This window comes from Acidiluteibacter ferrifornacis (assembly GCF_009909615.1).
GTDB classification, from domain to species: Bacteria; Bacteroidota; Bacteroidia; order Flavobacteriales_E; family Vicingaceae; genus Acidiluteibacter; species Acidiluteibacter ferrifornacis.
This window is the reverse complement of sequence record NZ_WWNE01000003.1, coordinates 611,558-630,162: the sequence shown is the minus strand read 5'-3', so window position 1 is coordinate 630,162 and position 18,605 is coordinate 611,558. Positions and strand designations below refer to the sequence as shown.

15 protein-coding genes are annotated in these 18,605 nt (G+C 35.8%); 3 read left to right on the top strand and 12 right to left on the bottom strand.

Features of this window, described 5'->3' with window-relative positions:
• Positions 1-96 precede the first annotated feature (96 nt).
• The 10 genes from atpG to porW form a co-directional block, all read right to left on the bottom strand.
• Positions 97-984 (bottom strand): ATP synthase F1 subunit gamma, encoded by an 888-nt coding sequence (gene atpG / locus GQN54_RS02990; RefSeq protein ID WP_160631802.1) that lies wholly within the window; start codon positions 982-984, stop codon positions 97-99.
• Between the two features lie 62 nt (positions 985-1,046).
• Entirely contained in the window at positions 1,047-2,627 is a 1,581-nt protein-coding gene (atpA, locus tag GQN54_RS02985) for a F0F1 ATP synthase subunit alpha (RefSeq protein ID WP_160631800.1), read from the bottom strand.
• A 26-nt stretch (positions 2,628-2,653) separates the two neighbouring features.
• Positions 2,654-3,196, bottom strand: coding sequence for an ATP synthase F1 subunit delta (gene atpH, locus GQN54_RS02980; protein ID WP_160631799.1), 543 nt, complete (start codon positions 3,194-3,196; stop codon positions 2,654-2,656).
• Between the two features lie 12 nt (positions 3,197-3,208).
• Entirely contained in the window at positions 3,209-3,697 is a 489-nt protein-coding gene (gene atpF, locus GQN54_RS02975; protein ID WP_160631797.1) for a F0F1 ATP synthase subunit B, read from the bottom strand.
• 84 nt (positions 3,698-3,781) lie between these two features.
• Positions 3,782-4,027, bottom strand: a complete 246-nt coding sequence (gene atpE / locus GQN54_RS02970) for an ATP synthase F0 subunit C (RefSeq protein ID WP_160631795.1) — start codon at positions 4,025-4,027, stop codon at positions 3,782-3,784.
• A gap of 37 nt (positions 4,028-4,064) precedes the next feature.
• Positions 4,065-5,183, bottom strand: a complete 1,119-nt coding sequence (gene atpB, locus GQN54_RS02965) for a F0F1 ATP synthase subunit A (protein WP_207554795.1) — start codon at positions 5,181-5,183, stop codon at positions 4,065-4,067.
• 84 nt (positions 5,184-5,267) lie between these two features.
• A complete protein-coding gene (locus tag GQN54_RS02960) occupies positions 5,268-5,654 on the bottom strand; it encodes a hypothetical protein (RefSeq protein WP_160631793.1) in 387 nt (128 codons plus the stop codon).
• Positions 5,651-5,866, bottom strand: coding sequence for an AtpZ/AtpI family protein (locus GQN54_RS02955; RefSeq protein WP_160631791.1), 216 nt, complete (start codon positions 5,864-5,866; stop codon positions 5,651-5,653). The genes GQN54_RS02960 and GQN54_RS02955 overlap by 4 nt, the downstream gene beginning before the upstream one ends.
• Positions 5,835-6,254 carry a bactofilin family protein gene (locus tag GQN54_RS02950; protein WP_207554793.1) on the bottom strand — a complete coding sequence of 140 codons (420 nt, stop codon included), beginning with the start codon at positions 6,252-6,254 and terminating at the stop codon, positions 5,835-5,837. Before GQN54_RS02950 ends, GQN54_RS02955 begins: the two co-directional genes overlap by 32 nt.
• Before the next feature lie 53 nt (positions 6,255-6,307).
• Positions 6,308-8,845: a type IX secretion system periplasmic lipoprotein PorW/SprE gene (gene porW / locus GQN54_RS02945; RefSeq protein ID WP_449369397.1), complete on the bottom strand. Its 2,538-nt coding sequence runs from the start codon at positions 8,843-8,845 to the stop codon at positions 6,308-6,310.
• A gap of 216 nt (positions 8,846-9,061) precedes the next feature.
• Here porW and GQN54_RS02940 point away from each other — a divergent pair, with 216 nt between their 5' ends.
• Genes GQN54_RS02940 through GQN54_RS02930 form a run of 3 tightly spaced genes read left to right on the top strand, consistent with a single transcriptional unit; the run spans position 9,062 to position 12,748 of the window.
• Complete coding sequence (locus tag GQN54_RS02940; RefSeq protein ID WP_160631787.1) at positions 9,062-9,937, top strand: M23 family metallopeptidase; 876 nt, start codon at positions 9,062-9,064, stop codon at positions 9,935-9,937.
• Position 9,938: 1 nt separating this feature from the next.
• Positions 9,939-11,441, top strand: coding sequence for a GH3 auxin-responsive promoter family protein (locus GQN54_RS02935; RefSeq protein ID WP_160631786.1), 1,503 nt, complete (start codon positions 9,939-9,941; stop codon positions 11,439-11,441).
• Between the two features lie 59 nt (positions 11,442-11,500).
• Positions 11,501-12,748, top strand: a complete 1,248-nt coding sequence (locus GQN54_RS02930; RefSeq protein ID WP_160631784.1) for a vWA domain-containing protein — start codon at positions 11,501-11,503, stop codon at positions 12,746-12,748.
• Between the two features lie 7 nt (positions 12,749-12,755).
• On the opposite strand, the gene GQN54_RS02925 is transcribed toward GQN54_RS02930, so the two are convergent.
• Both GQN54_RS02925 and GQN54_RS02920 read right to left on the bottom strand, forming a co-directional pair.
• Positions 12,756-13,313 (bottom strand): hypothetical protein, encoded by a 558-nt coding sequence (locus GQN54_RS02925; protein ID WP_160631782.1) that lies wholly within the window; start codon positions 13,311-13,313, stop codon positions 12,756-12,758.
• A gap of 384 nt (positions 13,314-13,697) precedes the next feature.
• On the bottom strand, positions 13,698-18,530 hold the full coding sequence (locus GQN54_RS02920; RefSeq protein ID WP_160631780.1) for a lamin tail domain-containing protein: 4,833 nt from the start codon (positions 18,528-18,530) through the stop codon (positions 13,698-13,700).
• Positions 18,531-18,605: the final 75 nt, after the last annotated feature.

Sequence of the window (18,605 nt, the reverse complement as noted above, 5' to 3'; positions counted from 1 at the left end):
ACTAATCTTGCTATAAACTAAGACACCTATATGCCAAACGAAAAAAGGCTCTAAAGTTATACTTTAGAGCCTTTTCAAATTTATCTAGTTCTTCTATCAATCATCTAATGCTGCTGCACCACCAACAATCTCTAAAATTTCATTAGTAATTGCAGCTTGACGAGCTTTGTTATAAACCAATTTAAGATCGTGAATCAATGTACCTGCATTGTCAGTTGCTTTATGCATTGCTGTCATACGTGCACCATGCTCAGATGCAAAACTGTCTAACATGGCTTTGTAGAACTGAATTTTTAAAGATTTTGGAATCAATTCAGTTACAATCATTTCCTTATTTGGCTCAAAGATATAATCTGTATTCTTAGTTGACACAGTATCTTCCGTTTCAGCAGGAACAATTGGCAAGAACTGTTCTACCTTTACGTTTTGAACTGCAGCATTAACAAATTCGTTATAAACCACTAAAACACGATCAAACTGCTTGTATGTGAATGATCTCATAATTGCTTCAGAAACCTTACTAACATTTTCAAAAGAAAGATCATCATAAAGCTCATTCAACTTGTTAGGTAGAGTTGTTCCTTTGATGTTGTATTCTGTTCTTTTGTAAAAGTCATCAGCTTTTTTCCCAATAGCTAATACAGTGATATTCTTTCCAGAAAGCTCATTGTTGATTAGATTGTTAGTAGCCTTTATGATGTTTGCATTAAATGCTCCAGCCAAACCTCTGTTAGAGGTTATTGCCACCACCAACACATTGTTTACATCACGTTGAACTCCATATGGGCTATTGTTATCATCGTCATTACTAGATGATAAATCTTGTAATAGCTCCTTTAGTTTCTCCGCATAAGGCTTCATTTGTGTAATCGCATCCTGAGCTCTTTTCAACTTTGCAGCCGAAACCATCTTCATCGCAGAAGTAATCTGACGTGTCGATGATACTGAGGTGATCCTACTTCGTATTTCTTTTAAATTGGCCATAATCCTTATTAGAATTCAATTTCACTATTTCTGTTTGCTAGAAGTAGTGGAAAAATATGCACTTACTTCTTGTACTTTGAACTTAATTCTTTAGCTACAGACTCCAAAACAGAAATTTCAGCTTCAGTATACTTTCCTGCTTTTAATGCGTTTAAAGTATCTTTATGCTTCGCATCTAAGAAATCTAAGAATTCAGTTTCAAAAGCTCTTACTTGATCCAAAGGAACTTCTTTTAAAAGACCTTTCGTTCCAAGGTGTATAATCGCAACTTGCTTCTCTACAGTCATTGGAGAGTTTAACCCTTGCTTCAAGATCTCCACGTTTCTAGCTCCCTTGTCAATTACAGATTTTGTAGTTGCATCCAAATCAGAACCAAACTTAGAGAAAGCCTCTAATTCACGGTAAGCAGCTTGATCTAATTTCAATGTACCTGCTACTTTCTTCATTGATTTAATTTGAGCAGCACCTCCTACACGTGATACCGAAATACCTACGTTAATTGCAGGACGAACACCCGAAAGGAATAAGTTAGACTCTAAGAAAATCTGACCATCCGTAATAGAAATTACGTTGGTTGGAATATATGCAGAAACGTCACCCGCTTGAGTTTCAATAATCGGTAATGCAGTAATAGAACCACCACCTTTTACCTTTCCTACTAATGAAGGAGGCAAATCGTTCATTTGAGATGCAATCTCATCAGAAGAGTTCAATTTTGCAGAACGCTCTAACAGCCTAGAGTGCAAGTAAAATACATCACCAGGATAAGCCTCACGACCTGGAGGACGTCTCAATAGAAGAGATACCTCACGATAAGCTACCGCTTGCTTAGACAAATCATCAAATACAATTAAAGCTGGACGTCCAGTATCTCTGAAGTATTCAGCAATAGCCATCCCTGTAAAAGGAGCGTAAAATTGCATTGGAGCTGGATCAGAAGCATTTGCAGCAACAATTGTTGTGTACGCCATGGCACCTGCATCTTGCAGAGTCTTCACTATACCTGCTACAGTAGAACCTTTTTGGCCGATAGCTACATAAACACAGTAAACTGGCTCACCTCTATCGTAAAATTCTTTTTGGTTGATAATAGTATCGATCGCAACAGAAGTTTTTCCAGTTTGACGGTCACCAATGATCAACTCTCGTTGACCTCTACCTACTGGAATCATTGAATCAATAGCTTTAATACCTGTTTGAAGAGGTTCGCTTACCGGCTGACGATAAATTACACCAGGAGCTTTACGCTCAATAGGCATTTCAAAAGTTTCTCCTTCTATTGGTCCACGACCATCAATTGGAGCACCTAATGTATCTACAACTCTACCTAGCATACCTTCACCTGTTTTGATAGAAGCAATTCTACCAGTACGCTTTACAGTATCGCCTTCCTTTACTAATGTAGATGAACCTAAAAGTACAGCACCAATATTGTCCTCTTCCAAGTTCAATACTATACCCATTAATCCATTTTCGAATTCAATTAGCTCTCCAGATTGAACTTGAGACATACCGTAAATTCTAGCAATACCATCTCCTACTTGAAGAACAGTACCTACTTCTTGAAGATCAGCTTCGGATTTAAATCCTGCTAATTGTTGCTTTAAGATTGCAGAAACTTCTGCTGGTTTAACTTCAGCCATGTTATAATGTATTTATAATATTCTAATTATGCGTTTAGAAATTCTCTTTCTATTCTATTAATTTTTGCCTTCACACTTTCATCCAACTGTATATCGCCCATTCTAATGATTGCTCCACCTATAATGGAAGGGTCTAAGTGCTCAACAACTTCTACTTCTTTTAACTGATTTGCCGATTTTAAGTCAGCAGCTATTTTACTTTTCATTTCTGAAGAAAGGACTTCTGCAGTCGTCACATGAACTGTAGCAATTCCTTTTTCAGCCTTGTAAACATTTACAAATGCTTCAGCAATTTCACCTAAAACAGTTGCTCTATTCTGACGAATAACCAATCCCATAAAGTTCATCGTCAACTCGTCCACATGCCCGTTGAAAATAGCGTTAACAGCCTCTAATTTTTTCTCATCCGTTAAAATTGGGCTCTTTAACATAAGTGAAAGATCTTTACTCTCACCGATTAGTTGATGCAACATTACCATATCTGCATACACTTTCTCAAGCAAAGCTTTTTCCTTGGCTAAAAGCATAATCGACTTAGCATAACGTGCAGCTACTCTTGGCTCTTTCATCTTCTATTCAGATTAGTTTAATTTTGCATTCTTCATTGCTTCTTCAACAAATGCATTTTGCTGATCTTTTGAAGACAACTCTGCCTTTAAAATTTTCTCTGCAACTAGAACAGATAATTCCGCTACTTGAGTTTTTATTTCGGCAATCGCAGCTGCTTTTTCATTACGAATCGCTTCTCTAGAGGCAGCCATAACTTTCTCAGCTTCTACTATCGCTTTTTCTTTCGCTTCCGCAATAATATTTTCTTTTACTTCGCGAGCATCTTTCAAAAGGTTGTCTCTCTCTTGACGTGTTTCCGCCATCAACTTTTCATTCCCTTCTTTCAATTGTCTCATTTGCTCTTTCGCTTTCTCAGCATCTTTCAATGCATGTTCGATAGAGTCTTCTCTTTCTTTAATAGACTTTAAAATTGAAGGCCAAGCAAATTTACCAAGCACAAATACTACCACTAAAAAAGCGATAGTTGTCCAAATTACAGTTCCAAAACTTACTGATAACATATCTTGTGTTTATAAGTGTTCTTTCTTTTTTTACTAAATAAAAGTGAGCCTTAGCCAACCGCTAAGTACTCACTTCAATTCTTCTTAACCTAATACTACTAATAGGCAAACGATAACTGCAAATAACGCAACACCTTCAACAAGTGCAGCCGCTACGATCATTCCCGCTCTGATATCACCAGTTGACTCAGGCTGACGTGCCATAGACTCTAGTGCAGCAGCACCGATTTTACCGATACCCATTCCTGCAGCAATTGCAGATACACCCGCGCCTAAAGCTGCTAAACCTGCAGCAGACATCGCTTCTAATAAGATTGCTAATAATTCCATTTTGTAGGATTTATATAATTAATAAAAAAAATACATTTTAATGATGTGGCTCTTCTACTGCAGCACCAAAATAAATGGCTGCCAATAGAGTAAACACATATGCTTGCAAAAATGCCACAAGCAATTCAATAAAGTTCATAAAAATCATGAACAAGGTCGCACCCACTCCAATTCCATATCCTGCTCCAGCACTTTGCTGACCAAATATAAAAATCAATGAGACAAACGACAAAATAATAATATGACCCGCTGTGATGTTCGCTGTCAAACGCACCATTAATACCAATGGCTTAATGAATATACCTGCGATTTCAATAGGAACTAGAATTAATTTTACAAAGGCTGGAACTCCAGGAGGCCATAGAATGTGCATCCAATAATGCTTATTACCTCTAAAAGAGACAATAATAAAAACGAATGCTGCCAAAACCATAGTAATACTCAAAGTCCCGGTTATATTCAATCCACCTAAAAATGGAACTAAACCTAATAAGTTACTAATCCATATAAAAAAGAATACGGTTAGTAAAAATGGCATAAAACGATCAGCGTGCTTTCCAATTGAAGGACGTGCAACCTCATCTCTAATAAACAAAATCAATGGTTCCATAAAAGATTGTATCCCTTTTGGTGCACCAATCCCTCTTTTCTTATATCCCTTAGCAACTGTAAAAAAGATCAAACACATTAAAAATATAGTAAAGAAAATACCTACTACATTTTTTGTCAATGACAAATCTAAAGTCACTGCTCTGTTAGCAATTTTACCATTTTCATCAAAAATAACCCCTCCATTATCCGCCGCATAATAAATGTGCTCGTGAGACATTATAAATCCATCATATTCGTAATAATGAACGGACGTATTGTTTACTGTATCTTCAGCGTGCTTCTCATTATGATAAAAATGAGAAGAAGAGAACATTTTGAAGCCATCGTCTGTTTTTAAAATAACAGGCAAATAAATAGCAAAATCTCCAATAATGTGGATTTCGTGTGCATCTGCAATGTGATGCATGATCATCTCTCCTGCCTTAAAACCTCCTTCTTCGCCCTCTGAAGAACTCGCCTTAACAGAATTTAAAGTTAGGAAACCAACTAAAACTAGGATGCTTTTCTGAATTAAAAGCTTGATTTTATTAGACTTAAACTCCATTTTTTATAAACGTTTACAGGTCTTGATTTTTCGACTGCAAAAGTAGTGAATAAAAAAAGATTTTAAAAAATAATAATAGTCATTTTATGCATTATCTGTGTTCTTCCCATTTTTCAGATAAGGAAGAATAGATGAAATGCTAAGGAAAGTATAACCAAAATAGAGCAGCATAAAAGTGATAGCCAATGGGAATTTATCTTCCCGATTGAACCAAATGGCAACCAACATAATTCCTAAAGCGATAAACAACTTAATGGTCATCAACCCCATAAAATAGGTAACAAAAAGTTGTGGTCGCTTATTAATTTGCTTCATTATTAAGTAATGCGATAGAAGTGTAATCACAATTAAAAAGGTATAAAAAACACCATAGATAGTTGAAAGTTCAACACTTAATTGCTGAAAAGTAATGTATTGAATTGAAAAAAGCAGCGCACTAAGCACTGCTATTTTGAGAATAAATTTATTCATTTTCGAATAAAGTCTTTTATTAAAAAGTAAAGTGCGGCTCCAACGCCTAAGAGAGAACCTATTATGGTAAAAACTGGTGCCTCCATTTCGAGGTGAGCATCTAATTTCTGTCCACCAAACACTCCTGCCAATATTGTAATGGCCATTTGAGTGGCCATTCCTGAATATTTTATAAAATCGTTAGGCTGTTTTTTCTTGCCCTTTTCTATCATTTGAACTTTCTATGCCCTTTACAACTGCTCCCATTTTACAATTTCCAGAAAAGTTTGCACCAGGCTCTATTTGCAGTTTGTTGGTGTTAATATCTCCAACCAAATTAGAAGTACTCTTAAGGGTCAATAATTCTTTTACCGAAATACTAACTTTTACAGAACCAGAGATGTCTGCATTTTTACAAGTAATCGTTCCTTCTATCAAACCGCCTTCTCCAACCACAACCTTTCCATCGCAATTTAAAGTACCTTTCAATTTACCATCTATCCTTATATCTCCTTTACAAGTGATGTCTCCCACGATATCCGTTCCTTGACGAATTATATTAATCGCCGAGGTATCGGTTTCATTATTTCTAGCCATATTTCCTATTGATTTTTTAAACATTGCTAATCGTATTGTTGCAAATATATGATAATTGATATGTATTTAAGTCCCTTTTACTTTTTGTAGTTCGCGTTAAAGAATGTTATATATTCAGATAAGTTCTTTTCTTTAAAAAGAGTCCTTAAATTTTCGTTCGTAATCACATAAGTAATTCCGTTTACAATTTCTGCTAAATCTGATGTGCGTGTTAGTAAACTATAATAGTTCATGGCTTGAGCTTTGTTATCAAAGCTTCTAATCATCAACATGTTTTGATTCCCACCAATTAGTATTTTAGATACATCAAATTTATCATTCCTGAAAAATTGTTGGTTAAAAATTGCAATTTGATTCTTTAAGTTATCGTTCTTGTTGTTTGAAGAATTAACTTCTACTAATACTATATGTCCATCTTCAGGATTTACTACGTAACTGTTTTTAATCGAGGTAGCAACAGGAGTAGAACTGTTTTTATTAATATAATCCAGAATACTTTGAGCCTGCTCTTTAACTGGGTCATCTGGATGATCAGCAATTACAGATTTTAATGCTGTTTTGAATTCATCAATAGATCGGACTTTTCCTATGGCTTTAGCCCTTAAGTAATCAAACTTCGCCTTTAGGTGATCACTATTAAAAACAGAATCTGCTTTCTCACAACTACTTATTACATCTCTATATAAACCATATTCATACAGTCGATACGTAGCAGTATAAAAAGACTCTACCTTTTCTTTTGTTGCCTTAGTCTGTTTGTTATAGTTGGGGTTTTTGATAATATAGGCATATTCACTAAATGGGTGGTTCTCCAGAACCCAATCTTTGTGCTTCTCCGCCAAAACCTTCTCTTCCTGCTTCAAATAAATTCGATACAGTTGATAATGCGCTGGTAAAGCCAATTGGCTGGTGTCATATTGCTCTACAATTCTTTCAAAAGCATTTATTCCACTCGGAAAATCCTCAAATGATTCTTTAAATATTAGCCCAATATTGTATAACGCTTCAACAACTTTACCATGGGCAATTAACTTTTCATTATAATCTTTTGGAATATTTTTTAGATAGGTATCTTGATCTAAATTTGGATCGGCATCTTTAGCTGCAACACCTGCCGAGGCAACATCACTACCACTATTTCCACCGTCATCCCCAGGCTCTGGAAAAGCAGATTGTTTGTTGGATCGTCTCCAATCATCCTGCAATTTCCGATCGCCCCACTGTCGTTTAAACTCAGACATTCCAAATGCCATAGAAGTTGGGTTATAAAAATACCAACTACTAGAACCTCCCGGAATATTAATCGTAGACCCACCGCCATTTTGAGCAGCAAACTGAGCAGCTTCTTCAGCCAACCGCTCCCTTTCTTTCTTTGATTTATACTCAGCTATTAAATCGTTAACTAAACGCTTCTGCTCCTTTTCACTCAAATTAGATATTTTGAGTAAGCTATCTTGTAATTGTACAATCTTTAGATTCTTAACCAGCTCCAATAAGCTCTTATTCTTTTCATCAGCTAAAAAATAGGCTTCATGGTCTTTAGGGAGATAAATGGTAGTACTATCATAATAAGCCTGAGCATTAATGTAATCTGGCCTGTTAAAATAAATACCAGCCAACTTGTAATATGACAAAGCCTTTTGTTTCACATTTACTGTACTAACCTGAGCCGATTTTTTAAGGTACTGAACAGCTAAAGGTTCATCCTTTTGTGTAATCGCCAATTCTGCTAAAGCATAGTATATCTGATCAAAGAACTCTTCATTCTTAGAGTCCTTTAACATCTTCTTTAATTGCTTTTTGATATCCTCCGCATTATTCGAAGCTACATCATAGGCAATAGCTCTATTAATTTTACAATTAAAAGCCATCACATAATCAGGTCGTAGTTTCAATACATCAGCATAGAGATCATTGGCCTTTTTCAAATAGCCCTTTTTTTGATAAAGCTGGGCTAATATATACGTATAACGCCTCTTACTTCTTTTATCATCTGTCAACTTTACTGCCTCTTCCAATCGTGGAATCGCTTTTTCTACATCCTTATCTTTTTTTAACAAGTAGTCGGCATAAATCGCATTGTATAGGCCTTCCTTTTCTTTTGGAAAATTGACGTCGTCTTCTAAAAGTCGAGTGTAAGTATCGACCTTTTCCCAATCTTTTTGCTGAATTAAAGTTCTGATTAACCACAACAAGCCATCATATCTAATCGGCTCTTTTTTAAAGGCTTGATACAGGTATAAAAATGTTTCCTCTGCGGACACTAATAACCCCTTGTTAAACTGTGCTTGTCCTACTAAATAGTATGTATCATCAATCCACTTTACATGCTCTTTTTTTCGGTGATAAATAGAGTGTCGCTCAATTACTTTAGATGACTTCTCAATCACTATATCCATCTGAGGAATTAAGGCTTTTGATTGTTCTTCTGTAGGATATATAAAAATGGGTAATACCTGAGAGTAATCATCTTTATGGTTTTCTATCAACTTTTTATTTTCTGCCTTTAAGATTTCTCTGGCATTAAAATATCCGTTATAATGGGAAACTAAATTATGATAGTTCCTGCTCATAAACGTATTCTTTTTAGTAGAACACGATGCTAAAACTGTCAAAAACAGAACTGCCGTAATAATTTTAAATGAAAAAATTGAATTCGTATTTCTCAATTTATATAAGTTGAATAAGGGCAACGATTATAACTCTAAATCAGCAATTTTATTACCTCTTTGCAAAAAGAGGGCTAAATTAATTATAATCATTCTATTTTATGGAATCCAACTTTTACCAATCCACGCATTTATTCGGATATTTGCGATAATTGATAAAAAATGGCTGAAAAGAAAGATAAAAAGAAGCGACTAATTAAGCGGCTTAAGAATAAGTTTCGCTTAGTTATACTTAATGATACGACTTTTGAAGAGAAACTATCCTTTCGTTTATCTCCAATGAATGTATTTATATTATTTATCTCAGGATCTTTTTTACTCATTTCATTAATTACTATTCTAATAGCCTTTACCCCTTTAAGGGAGTTTATTCCGGGTTACACAGATGTTTCTTTACGTCAAAATTTAACCAACATGGTTTTAAAAGTTGATTCGCTAGAGAACGATTTAACTGTAAAACAACATTATTTAAATAATTTAAGACTAATAATTCAAGGTAAACTGCCAAGCGACACTCTATTAAACGACAGTGCTCTAGTTCCCCAGTATGATCAGGAGGCTAGAAAAATTTCAAAAGAAGATTCGTTATTTAGAGATTTTGTAGAAAAAGAAGATGCTTTTAATATTTCTAACGAAAAAGCAGGAAAGAGCTTTGGCTTATTAAGTGGTACTTATTTTTTTACTCCGCTTAATGGGTTAGTAACCGGTCATTTTGAACCCAAAAAAGACCATTATGGAGTCGATATAGTGGCACCAGAAAATGAAGCCATTAAAGCTACACTAAAAGGAGTGGTTATTTTTGCAGGATGGACCTCTGAGACTGGACATGTAATTAGTTTACAGCATGACAATAACTTGATCTCTACTTATAAACACAACTCCGTTTTGATGAAAGAAGTAGGTGATGTAGTGAAGGCTGGCGACGCTATCGCGATTATTGGAAATTCTGGTGAATTGACTGATGGTCCTCATCTTCATTTTGAGTTGTGGTACAATGGAACTGCCCTGAACCCTGAAGAATATATAAACCTGAAATAAAATGGGATTCAAATCATTGTTGAGCAAACCCTTTGCTAAGATTGAGGTTAATAAAATAAAAAAGTGGAGTGCTGATCCCATAAAAACACAAGAAAAGCAACTTAAGCAATTGGTTGAAGGGGCTAAAAACACCAAATTTGGTAAAGATCATGGATTTGATAGCATCAAAACCTATCAAGACTTTAAAAGGCAAGTACCCATTACTGACTATGAAGGTTTAAAAAAGTATATTGATGCAATAAAGTCTGGTGAGTCTAACGTATTATGGAAAGGTATCCCCATATACTTCTGTAAAACTTCAGGAACAACTTCAGGGACTAAATACATACCCATTACCAAAGAGTCTATTTCAAATCATATTGATGCCGCTAGAAATGCCATTCTTTGTTATATTGAGGAAACAGGCAAAGCCGACTTTGTCGATCATAAGATGATTTTTCTCCAAGGCAGTCCTGAATTAGACACTTCAGGAAAAATACCAACTGGGCGACTTTCAGGAATCGTAGCACACCATGTTCCTAACTACCTTCAAAAAAATAGAATGCCCTCATTTAAAGTAAATTGTATTGAAGATTGGGAGACAAAAGTAGATGCAATATCCAAAGAAACTTTGAAGGAAAACATGGCATTAATTAGCGGTATTCCACCGTGGGTTCAAATGTACTTTGAACGTTTAATACAGTTATCAGGAAAAAAGGAAGTTAAAGATATTTTTCCAAAATTTTCGCTATTCATTTATGGTGGAGTTAACTTTGCCCCTTACCAATCGGTGTTTAAAAAACTGATTGGAAAAACAGTTGATTCTATCGAACTCTATCCTGCTTCTGAAGGCTTTATTGCTTTTCAAGATTCTCAGAGAGAAGAAGGAATGTTGCTCAATTTGAATGCAGGAATCTTTTATGAATTTATTCCAGCTGATGAGTTTTTCGATGAAAATCCGAGCCGAATAAATTTAGAAGATGTACAAATTGGTATTAACTACGCCTTGATTTTAAATACAAACGCCGGATTATGGGGTTATAACATCGGCGATACTGTAAAGTTCGTATCTACTAATCCTTATCGAATAATTGTATCAGGCAGAATCAAACACTTTACTTCTGCCTTTGGTGAACACGTAATTGCAGAAGAGGTAGAAAGTGCTATCAATGCGACTTCCCAGATTCACCAATGCTCCATCAATGATTTTCATTTAGCGCCGCAAGTCAATCCAAAAGAAGGAGAGCTGCCTTACCATGAATGGTTTATTGAGTTTAATCAAGAGCCAATGGATCTGATAAAATTTAATGCGGATTTAGATCTACAACTTCAAAAAAGAAACAGCTATTATGCCGATTTGATTCAAGGAAATATACTCCGTCCATTGGTGATTAGAAAGATGAAAAAAAATGCCTTTCAAGATTACATGAAATCAATTGGCAAATTAGGAGGACAAAACAAATTGCCAAGATTAGCAAATGATCGAAATATCGCTGATCAACTAATTAACCACAACTTGTCATAAGTTTTCACACTAAACTTAAAGCAAAAGTTTGTGGTACACTATTTGAAATATTAAAGTGCATGAGAGCCATTTATACCTTTATATTATTTTACATCCCTTTCCTAACTCTTGCTCAAGACTTTATCAATAAAACTGTTTTTGACCTGGGTGAAATTGAGAAATTAAATCAGGAAATTATTGATCTTAATATCACTAATAGTACGGATTCGAAGATGTATTTATTGCGAATTGATGGGGTTGATAATTTTGAAGTAAAATACACCTCAAAAACCTTCGAAGTGGGTGAAGCACAAGTCATCCGATTTAAATATAAACCCAAAAAGAAAGGAAAATTTTCAGAAAATATCCATTTATATTTTAGCTCCAACACCGATCCTACTTCAATTACTATAAAGGGTGAAGTTCTCATTGTTCCCAAAAACTTATTGCAAGCATGCCCAGATTTTAGGCAAATAGCTACTGCCACTACCAACAGTTTTCCTCAAGAAAAAGCTGAAATAAAGATTTCATACGTTAACTTTTTAGATAATAATTCTTTTGCAGTAAAATCAATAGAAAAGCCTATTCTGATGGCTAAAAACCAACAAGAAGTAATGGTTCAAAAAACTACGCCAGTAGAACTTGTGCCTCCTAAAACCATCACTTTAAAATCACCCAGACAAGATTCAATAATACACATAGCCTCTGTAGAGCCCGAAATAATAATACCTATTTCAACTCCACCAAATGAGTTGTCTAGAAATGAGTTTAAGCCCAATAATATTATCTTCTTGATAGATGCATCAATGTCTATGGGAAAAAATCAAAAGTTGGAATTACTTAAAGCGTCCATGAAAGAATTGCTAATTCCGTTAAGAGAAATAGATAAAATAGCCATCGTATCCTATAACGATGAAGCAAAAGTAGTTTTACCGTCTACCACTGCGAACAATAAACCTTTTATAGAAGCTAGTTTAGATAGCGTAGTTGCCGGAGGTTTCACTTCAGGTAATAAAGGGCTAATAAAAGCCTACGAGGTAGCTTATACCTCTTTTATTGAAGGTGGAAATAACCAAATTTACTTAGTGACAGATGGGGCTTTTAAAATTGGAGAGAAAAATGAAAGCATTCCACGCTTGATAAAAGATGCTGCTGAAAAGGAAATTTTCATAACAACCGTAGGAATCAAAAATGAAAGGTGGACAGAGAAAACACTCAAAGAAATAGCGAAAAATGGAGAAGGAAGCTACCTAAGAATTGAGGATTTCAAAGATATAAATGCGCTACTGAATAGAATAAAAGAACAGTCCTTAGTAGAAAAGAAATAAGTGTATACTAAAACTCATATTTCAAATACAGTTTAAAAGCAACAAACCCATCATTATCAACAATCTTGGTAGATACTAATCGCTTTTCTTCATCATAAGGATAAAAAAGTGCTCCACCCATAAATTCATCCACTTTACTACCGTCATCATCGTACAAACTGATTGTATACCTCAAATCCATCTCATCCAACCTCGCTAATGGACTGACATTAAATGAATGCGTTATTGAAGAATCAGCGTTTTGAATACTAGTGCTACTGATCCAAATTTTATTAAATGATTGGTAAATGGTCAAATGCAAATCGGGATTGTCCAAACTATCCCAAGCGGTATAGTCTACCCTTTTATTAGGAAACCTAATCACCTCAACTTTTTCAACCAATACTGCTTTAGGAGCATGATTCTGTATACACCGCTCTCCATAGAAACCCTTTGGACATTGACATCTTCCATCAGCACAATATCCAACTCCACAATCAAGTACTTCACATGCGTCATAATTGTCTTTATTACAACTAGAAATTATCAAAGAGAAAAAGAGAACATTGATTAACAATCTAAACATTTTCATAAATTAAGGCTTTGATTTCAAACATAATAAATTCAATCGTATAAAATCATAATTTTTTCAAATCCACAAATTTTATCTTAGTGTAACTGCTCTTTTTGATCTTCAAAGAACACCTTCGACCATTATAACACGATGAAAAGAGCCCCCGCTATCATAGTGGTTGTTGTATTGTGGATATGGCAGTACCAAACAAATAAATGAAATGGCGAAAAATGATGAATAAATTAAGAAACAACCGAAATAGCAAATAGGAAGTTTCTTAATTAGAAAAACTTAACAACAACTCTTTTAAGTCATTCAAAACAATAAACATAATCAACAAAAAGCCCTTTGCTCGTTTCGAGCAAAGGGCTTTAAAAGTATTAAAATAGAATGAGTCTAGTGAACAATCACCTTCTTCATTACTCTTCCATTCTCACCTTGAATAGCGATAAAGTATATCCCTTTTTCTTGTTGACCTAAGTCGATAGATTGCATTGGTTTGAAAACATTTGTTGTAAACACTTCTTTTCCTGTAATGTCCATTACAGTTACTTGATTATACTTAGCAAATGTCTCAATTGTAAATGCTCCTTTAGTTGGGTTAGGGAATATGTTCACTGAGCTGTTATTCAATACAACCTTATTCAACCCTACAGAAAAAGCCACTATAGCTGAATCAACAAATGTACAGTTGTTAGCATCAGTAATTGTTACTGTGTAGGTTCCCGCAGCCAATCCAGTGATATCTTCAGTAGTTGCAGCATTACTCCAATTAAATGTGTAAGGACTAGTTCCTCCTGAAACAGTAATATCAACTGATCCATCATTCATAGCAGAAGTTTCATCCACTATAGTAGAAGTAAATGATATAGCAGCAGGTTCAGTAATTACCGCACTATCAATTATTGTTGTTGATGCAGCATCAGTTATAGTAACTGTATAGGTACCTGCAGCTACACCAGTTATAGAAGCCGTAGTAGCAGTATTACTCCATGCGAAAGAATAGGGTGCTGTTCCTCCAGTAGCAGAAACAGTTGCTCCACCGTTAGACAATCCGTTACAAGTAACATTTGAATCAATGACTACTGTTGGTACTATAGCTTGAATACATGGAGCTCCAACACCTGGATTAGCATAAACTTGGAATCCATTAATAATTTGACCTACTACAGGTGATGTTGCTGCAAACCAATTTGAGCCCACATTATTATCAGCTGTAGAGTCACACAATACGATTGAAGAACCACCACCATCAGGTAATCCTGCTGCAGAACCAGATGGCCATGGGGCTACATCTTTAAAATCTACTGAATCAACAGTTCTACCAAAATTATCAACAATAGTGATGTCCTCTCCACCGTTACTTAATCCTCCTGAAGTCCATACAAAATCAGCGTCGAAGCCAAATCTATTTCTAAAACCTGAAGAATCTACTGTTCCAACAACATATTGACCAGGTGCAACAACTAAGTTATTGAAAGCATACACTACACCTTCAACGATATTGTATCCTGTCATATCAACTGGGGTTGAACCAACATTCACAAATTCAATAAACTCCGTTGTATCCGTTCCTGACTCAGCAGGGTTATACATAATCTCGGTAATAACCAAACTAGCTATAGCTCCTGCAGGTTGTCCTACAACAAAAGAATCAACCTTTGTACATAAGTTAGCATCAGTAACTGTTAAGTAATACTTCGCTGCTGACAAACTAGAAGCTGTTGCAGTAGTTGCTGCATTACTCCATAAATAAGTGTAAGGACTCGTACCCCCGGTTACAGTAGTTGAAACAGAACCGTCTGAACCACCAAAAGTAGTTGCATTAGTTACGTTACCTGAAATAGCAAGTGCGGTTGGTTCTGTAACTGTATAAGAAGCGGTAACTGTAGCTGAATTCGCATCTGTTACAGTTACATTATAAGCCCCAGCTGTTAAACTAGAAATATTCGCTGTTGTTGCTGCATTACTCCAAACGAAAGTGTAAGGAGATACACCACCAGAAGTAGTCAAAGCAATAGAGCCATCTGCTCCTCCATTACATGAAACATTTGTTATAACATCAACTAATGTAATAGTTGTAGGTTGAGTTACACTATAAGTGTTTGCAGAAGTACAAGCATTTGCGTCAGTAACAGTCACAGTATAAGAACCTGCTCCGATTCCTGAAATATCTTCAGTAGTAGCAGAGTTACTCCAAACAAAAGTGTAAGGAGTTGTTCCACCTGTAACGGTAATGTCAATTGCACCATCAGTCAATCCATTTGCTGAAGCATTGGTAATTGCATCTGTTACTACGATTGCAGTAGGCTCTGTGATTGTCACACTGTCATTTAAGCTAGTACTTAATGCATCTGTAACCGTTACATAATATTTACCTGCAGCTACACCTGTAATTGATGCAGTTGTTGCAGAATTAGACCATGCATATGTAAATGGTGCTAAGCCTCCTGTTACATTAACAGTAGCTCCACCATTCATACCGGCATTACAAGTCACATTTGAATCTAAAGCTACTGCTATAGACATTGGTGCAGCACAAAGGCCTTTCATACCAGGATTAGCAAATACTTGAAGTCCATTTACAATCACACCAGATACTGGAGAAATTGCTGCGCTCCAGTTAGATCCAATACTATTATCGGCAAGTGAATCACACAATATAATGGAAGCACCGCCTCCATCAGGATTCCCTGCAGCAGAACCCGAAGGCCAAGGAGTGCTATCATCATAGTCTACAGAATCAACTGTTCTACCAAAATCATCTTTTAATACTATTAATTCTCCTCCATTTGATAAACCACCAGACGCCCAAATAGCATCAGCATTCATTCCAAATGTATTTCTAAATCCAGAGGAATCAAATGCAATTACAAAATAAGCACCTGGAGCAACTGTACCTCCTGAAAAAGTATGCGTAATTCCTGATGTAAAACTATAACCATTTAAGCTCACCGAAGTATTACCAATATTTTGAAGCTCAATAAACTCAGTAGAGTCTGTGCCTGATTCAGGACCATTGTAATAAATTTCAGTAATTATCATATTGGCCAAAGATCCAGCGGGTTGAGTTACTGTATAATTTGCAGTTGCTGAGCAAGTATTTGCATCAGTAATTGTCACAGAATAAGAGCCTGCGGCTAACCCTGATAAATCTTCCGTTGTAGATGTATTGCTCCACACAAATACATATGGAGAAGTTCCTCCACTTACAGTAATATCTATAGCTCCATCAGATAAACCATTTGCCGAAACATTCGTGATTGCATCTACAATAGCAATTGCTGTTGGCTCAGTAATCGTTGTGCTAGCTGTACTTGTTGTGTTATTTGCATCAGATACGATAACATTATAAGTCCCTGCAGCTAAACCTGAAAGATCTTCAGTTGTTGCTGAATTATTCCATGTATATGTATATGGTGATACTCCACCAGAAACACTTAAATCAATAGCACCATTTGCCCCTCCATTACATGAAACATTTGTCTGAGATGTAATAGACGCTACTAATGCTGCTGGTTGAGTTACGATATATGGAGAAACAGAAGTACAACCATTTGCATCGGTAACTGTTTGGGAGTATGAACCTGAAATTAATCCCATCACATCCTCGGTTGTCGCACCATTACTCCAAGAATAAGCATATGGAGTTACTCCTCCAGAAACTGAAACGTCTACAGCTCCATTACTTCCACCGTTTGAAGAAACATTGGTTATTATTCCTGAGGCAACAATTGCAGTTGGCTCAGTAATGGTATAACTTGAAACAGCGGTAGTGCTACTGGCATCTGTAACTGTAATGTTATAGTTTCCCGCTGTGATTCCTGAAAGATCCTCTGTTGTAGCAGCATTACTCCAAACATAAGTATAAGGAGTAGTTCCTCCAGATATGGTTAAATCTATTGCACCTGTAGCATCAGCATTACAAAGCACATCTGTTTGAGATGTTTTAGTAATAGTAATTGATGAAGGCTGAGTCACAGTGAAAGACTCAGAATTAATACAGTTTCCATTATCTGTAACCTGAACTGTATAGGTGCCTGCAGCTAAACCTGAAATATCTTTAGTTGTTGCTGAGTTACTCCAAGAATAGGTAAAAGGAGCATTTCCATTTGTTATAGTCAATGTAATTGATCCATCAGAACCGCCATTTGTAGTAACGTTATTAATATTTCCTGCTATTCCAATTGCTGCAGGGTCTGATAACAAATAGGAAACAGTATCTGAACAAGACGAATTATCTGTAACTGTAACTGTATATCTTCCTGCCCCAATATTTAAGTTGGTAGTTCCAGAAACTGCATTACTCCAAGCGTAGGAATAACCACCCGAACCTCCAGTTGCGCCTGCTACTAAAATTCCATCTGTATTTCCATTACATGAAATAGAATTTAAAACAGTTATTGTAGGCATGATAGCAGAAGGCTGTGTTAAAGTTGCTGAAGCAGTAGTCGTAGCTGAAGCAGCATCAGTAACTGTTACATTATAAGTTCCTGCTGCTAAACCTGAAAGATCTTCAGTTGTTGCAGCATTACTCCATGCGTATGTATATGGAGCTGTTCCTCCAGTTGCAGTTAAGTCAATTGCTCCATCATTTGCACCATTACAAGAAACGTTCGTTCCAACAGCTGAAGCTGAAAGAGGCGCTGCAGCAGCAGCACAAGTAGATGTATGAGCTCCTAATGAATCAGCCATATTTTGCGGAAACACTAACCATTCAGAAGTAGATGTTGCCCAATTCTTTTGACCATTATCAATAGAAAATTTCCTCACTAATGTATTTTCTGAAGTAGCGCCAGTTCCTACAGTCCAATTTGCACCAGGATCATTTCCTATAATTCCAATTATATCTAAAGTATCACCAGTTGATTTTTTCTTAAGCCAGATAGCATCATCACCATTGTAAAAAGTTAATGTATGTGTTGTATCCATAACAGCCAAAATACTTGCTATAGCAGAAGGATTTGCAATCACAAAAACACCCTTTGAGGAAACTACACCTTGAGGGTGAAGGCTATCAGAAGGAGAACTTGAACCGTTATTATGCCTGTAAAGAACATAATCTCCTAAATTAATTGAGGCTGATGTCGGATTGTAAATTTCAATCGCTTTGTTATTACTACTTCCTTCCAAGTATTCTGAAAAGAAGAGGTCGGTGCACTGTGCTTTTAACTGGCTGCTAAATAACGTACCAGCAATGACCAAAGCTGAGAGTAGAATTTTCTTCATAATTATTTAATTTAATTCGTAATTTCTGTTTTATATGGAGGGGCAAAAGTATTATCCCTCTTTAGATTGTATATT

Coding starts and splice junctions, on each gene's coding strand:
- GQN54_RS02960 (WP_160631793.1), bottom strand. CDS start 5,654: ATGAATAAATTTATTCTCAAAATAGCAGTGCTTAGTGCGCTGCTTTTT.
- atpG (WP_160631802.1), bottom strand. CDS start 984: ATGGCCAATTTAAAAGAAATACGAAGTAGGATCACCTCAGTATCATCG.
- GQN54_RS02955 (WP_160631791.1), bottom strand. CDS start 5,866: ATGATAGAAAAGGGCAAGAAAAAACAGCCTAACGATTTTATAAAATAT.
- atpE (WP_160631795.1), bottom strand. CDS start 4,027: ATGGAATTATTAGCAATCTTATTAGAAGCGATGTCTGCTGCAGGTTTA.
- atpH (WP_160631799.1), bottom strand. CDS start 3,196: ATGAAAGAGCCAAGAGTAGCTGCACGTTATGCTAAGTCGATTATGCTT.
- GQN54_RS02920 (WP_160631780.1), bottom strand. CDS start 18,530: ATGAAGAAAATTCTACTCTCAGCTTTGGTCATTGCTGGTACGTTATTT.
- atpF (WP_160631797.1), bottom strand. CDS start 3,697: ATGTTATCAGTAAGTTTTGGAACTGTAATTTGGACAACTATCGCTTTT.
- GQN54_RS02935 (WP_160631786.1), top strand. CDS start 9,939: ATGGGATTCAAATCATTGTTGAGCAAACCCTTTGCTAAGATTGAGGTT.
- GQN54_RS02940 (WP_160631787.1), top strand. CDS start 9,062: ATGGCTGAAAAGAAAGATAAAAAGAAGCGACTAATTAAGCGGCTTAAG.
- GQN54_RS02930 (WP_160631784.1), top strand. CDS start 11,501: ATGAGAGCCATTTATACCTTTATATTATTTTACATCCCTTTCCTAACT.
- atpA (WP_160631800.1), bottom strand. CDS start 2,627: ATGGCTGAAGTTAAACCAGCAGAAGTTTCTGCAATCTTAAAGCAACAA.
- atpB (WP_207554795.1), bottom strand. CDS start 5,183: ATGGAGTTTAAGTCTAATAAAATCAAGCTTTTAATTCAGAAAAGCATC.
- GQN54_RS02925 (WP_160631782.1), bottom strand. CDS start 13,313: ATGTTTAGATTGTTAATCAATGTTCTCTTTTTCTCTTTGATAATTTCT.
- GQN54_RS02950 (WP_207554793.1), bottom strand. CDS start 6,254: ATGTTTAAAAAATCAATAGGAAATATGGCTAGAAATAATGAAACCGAT.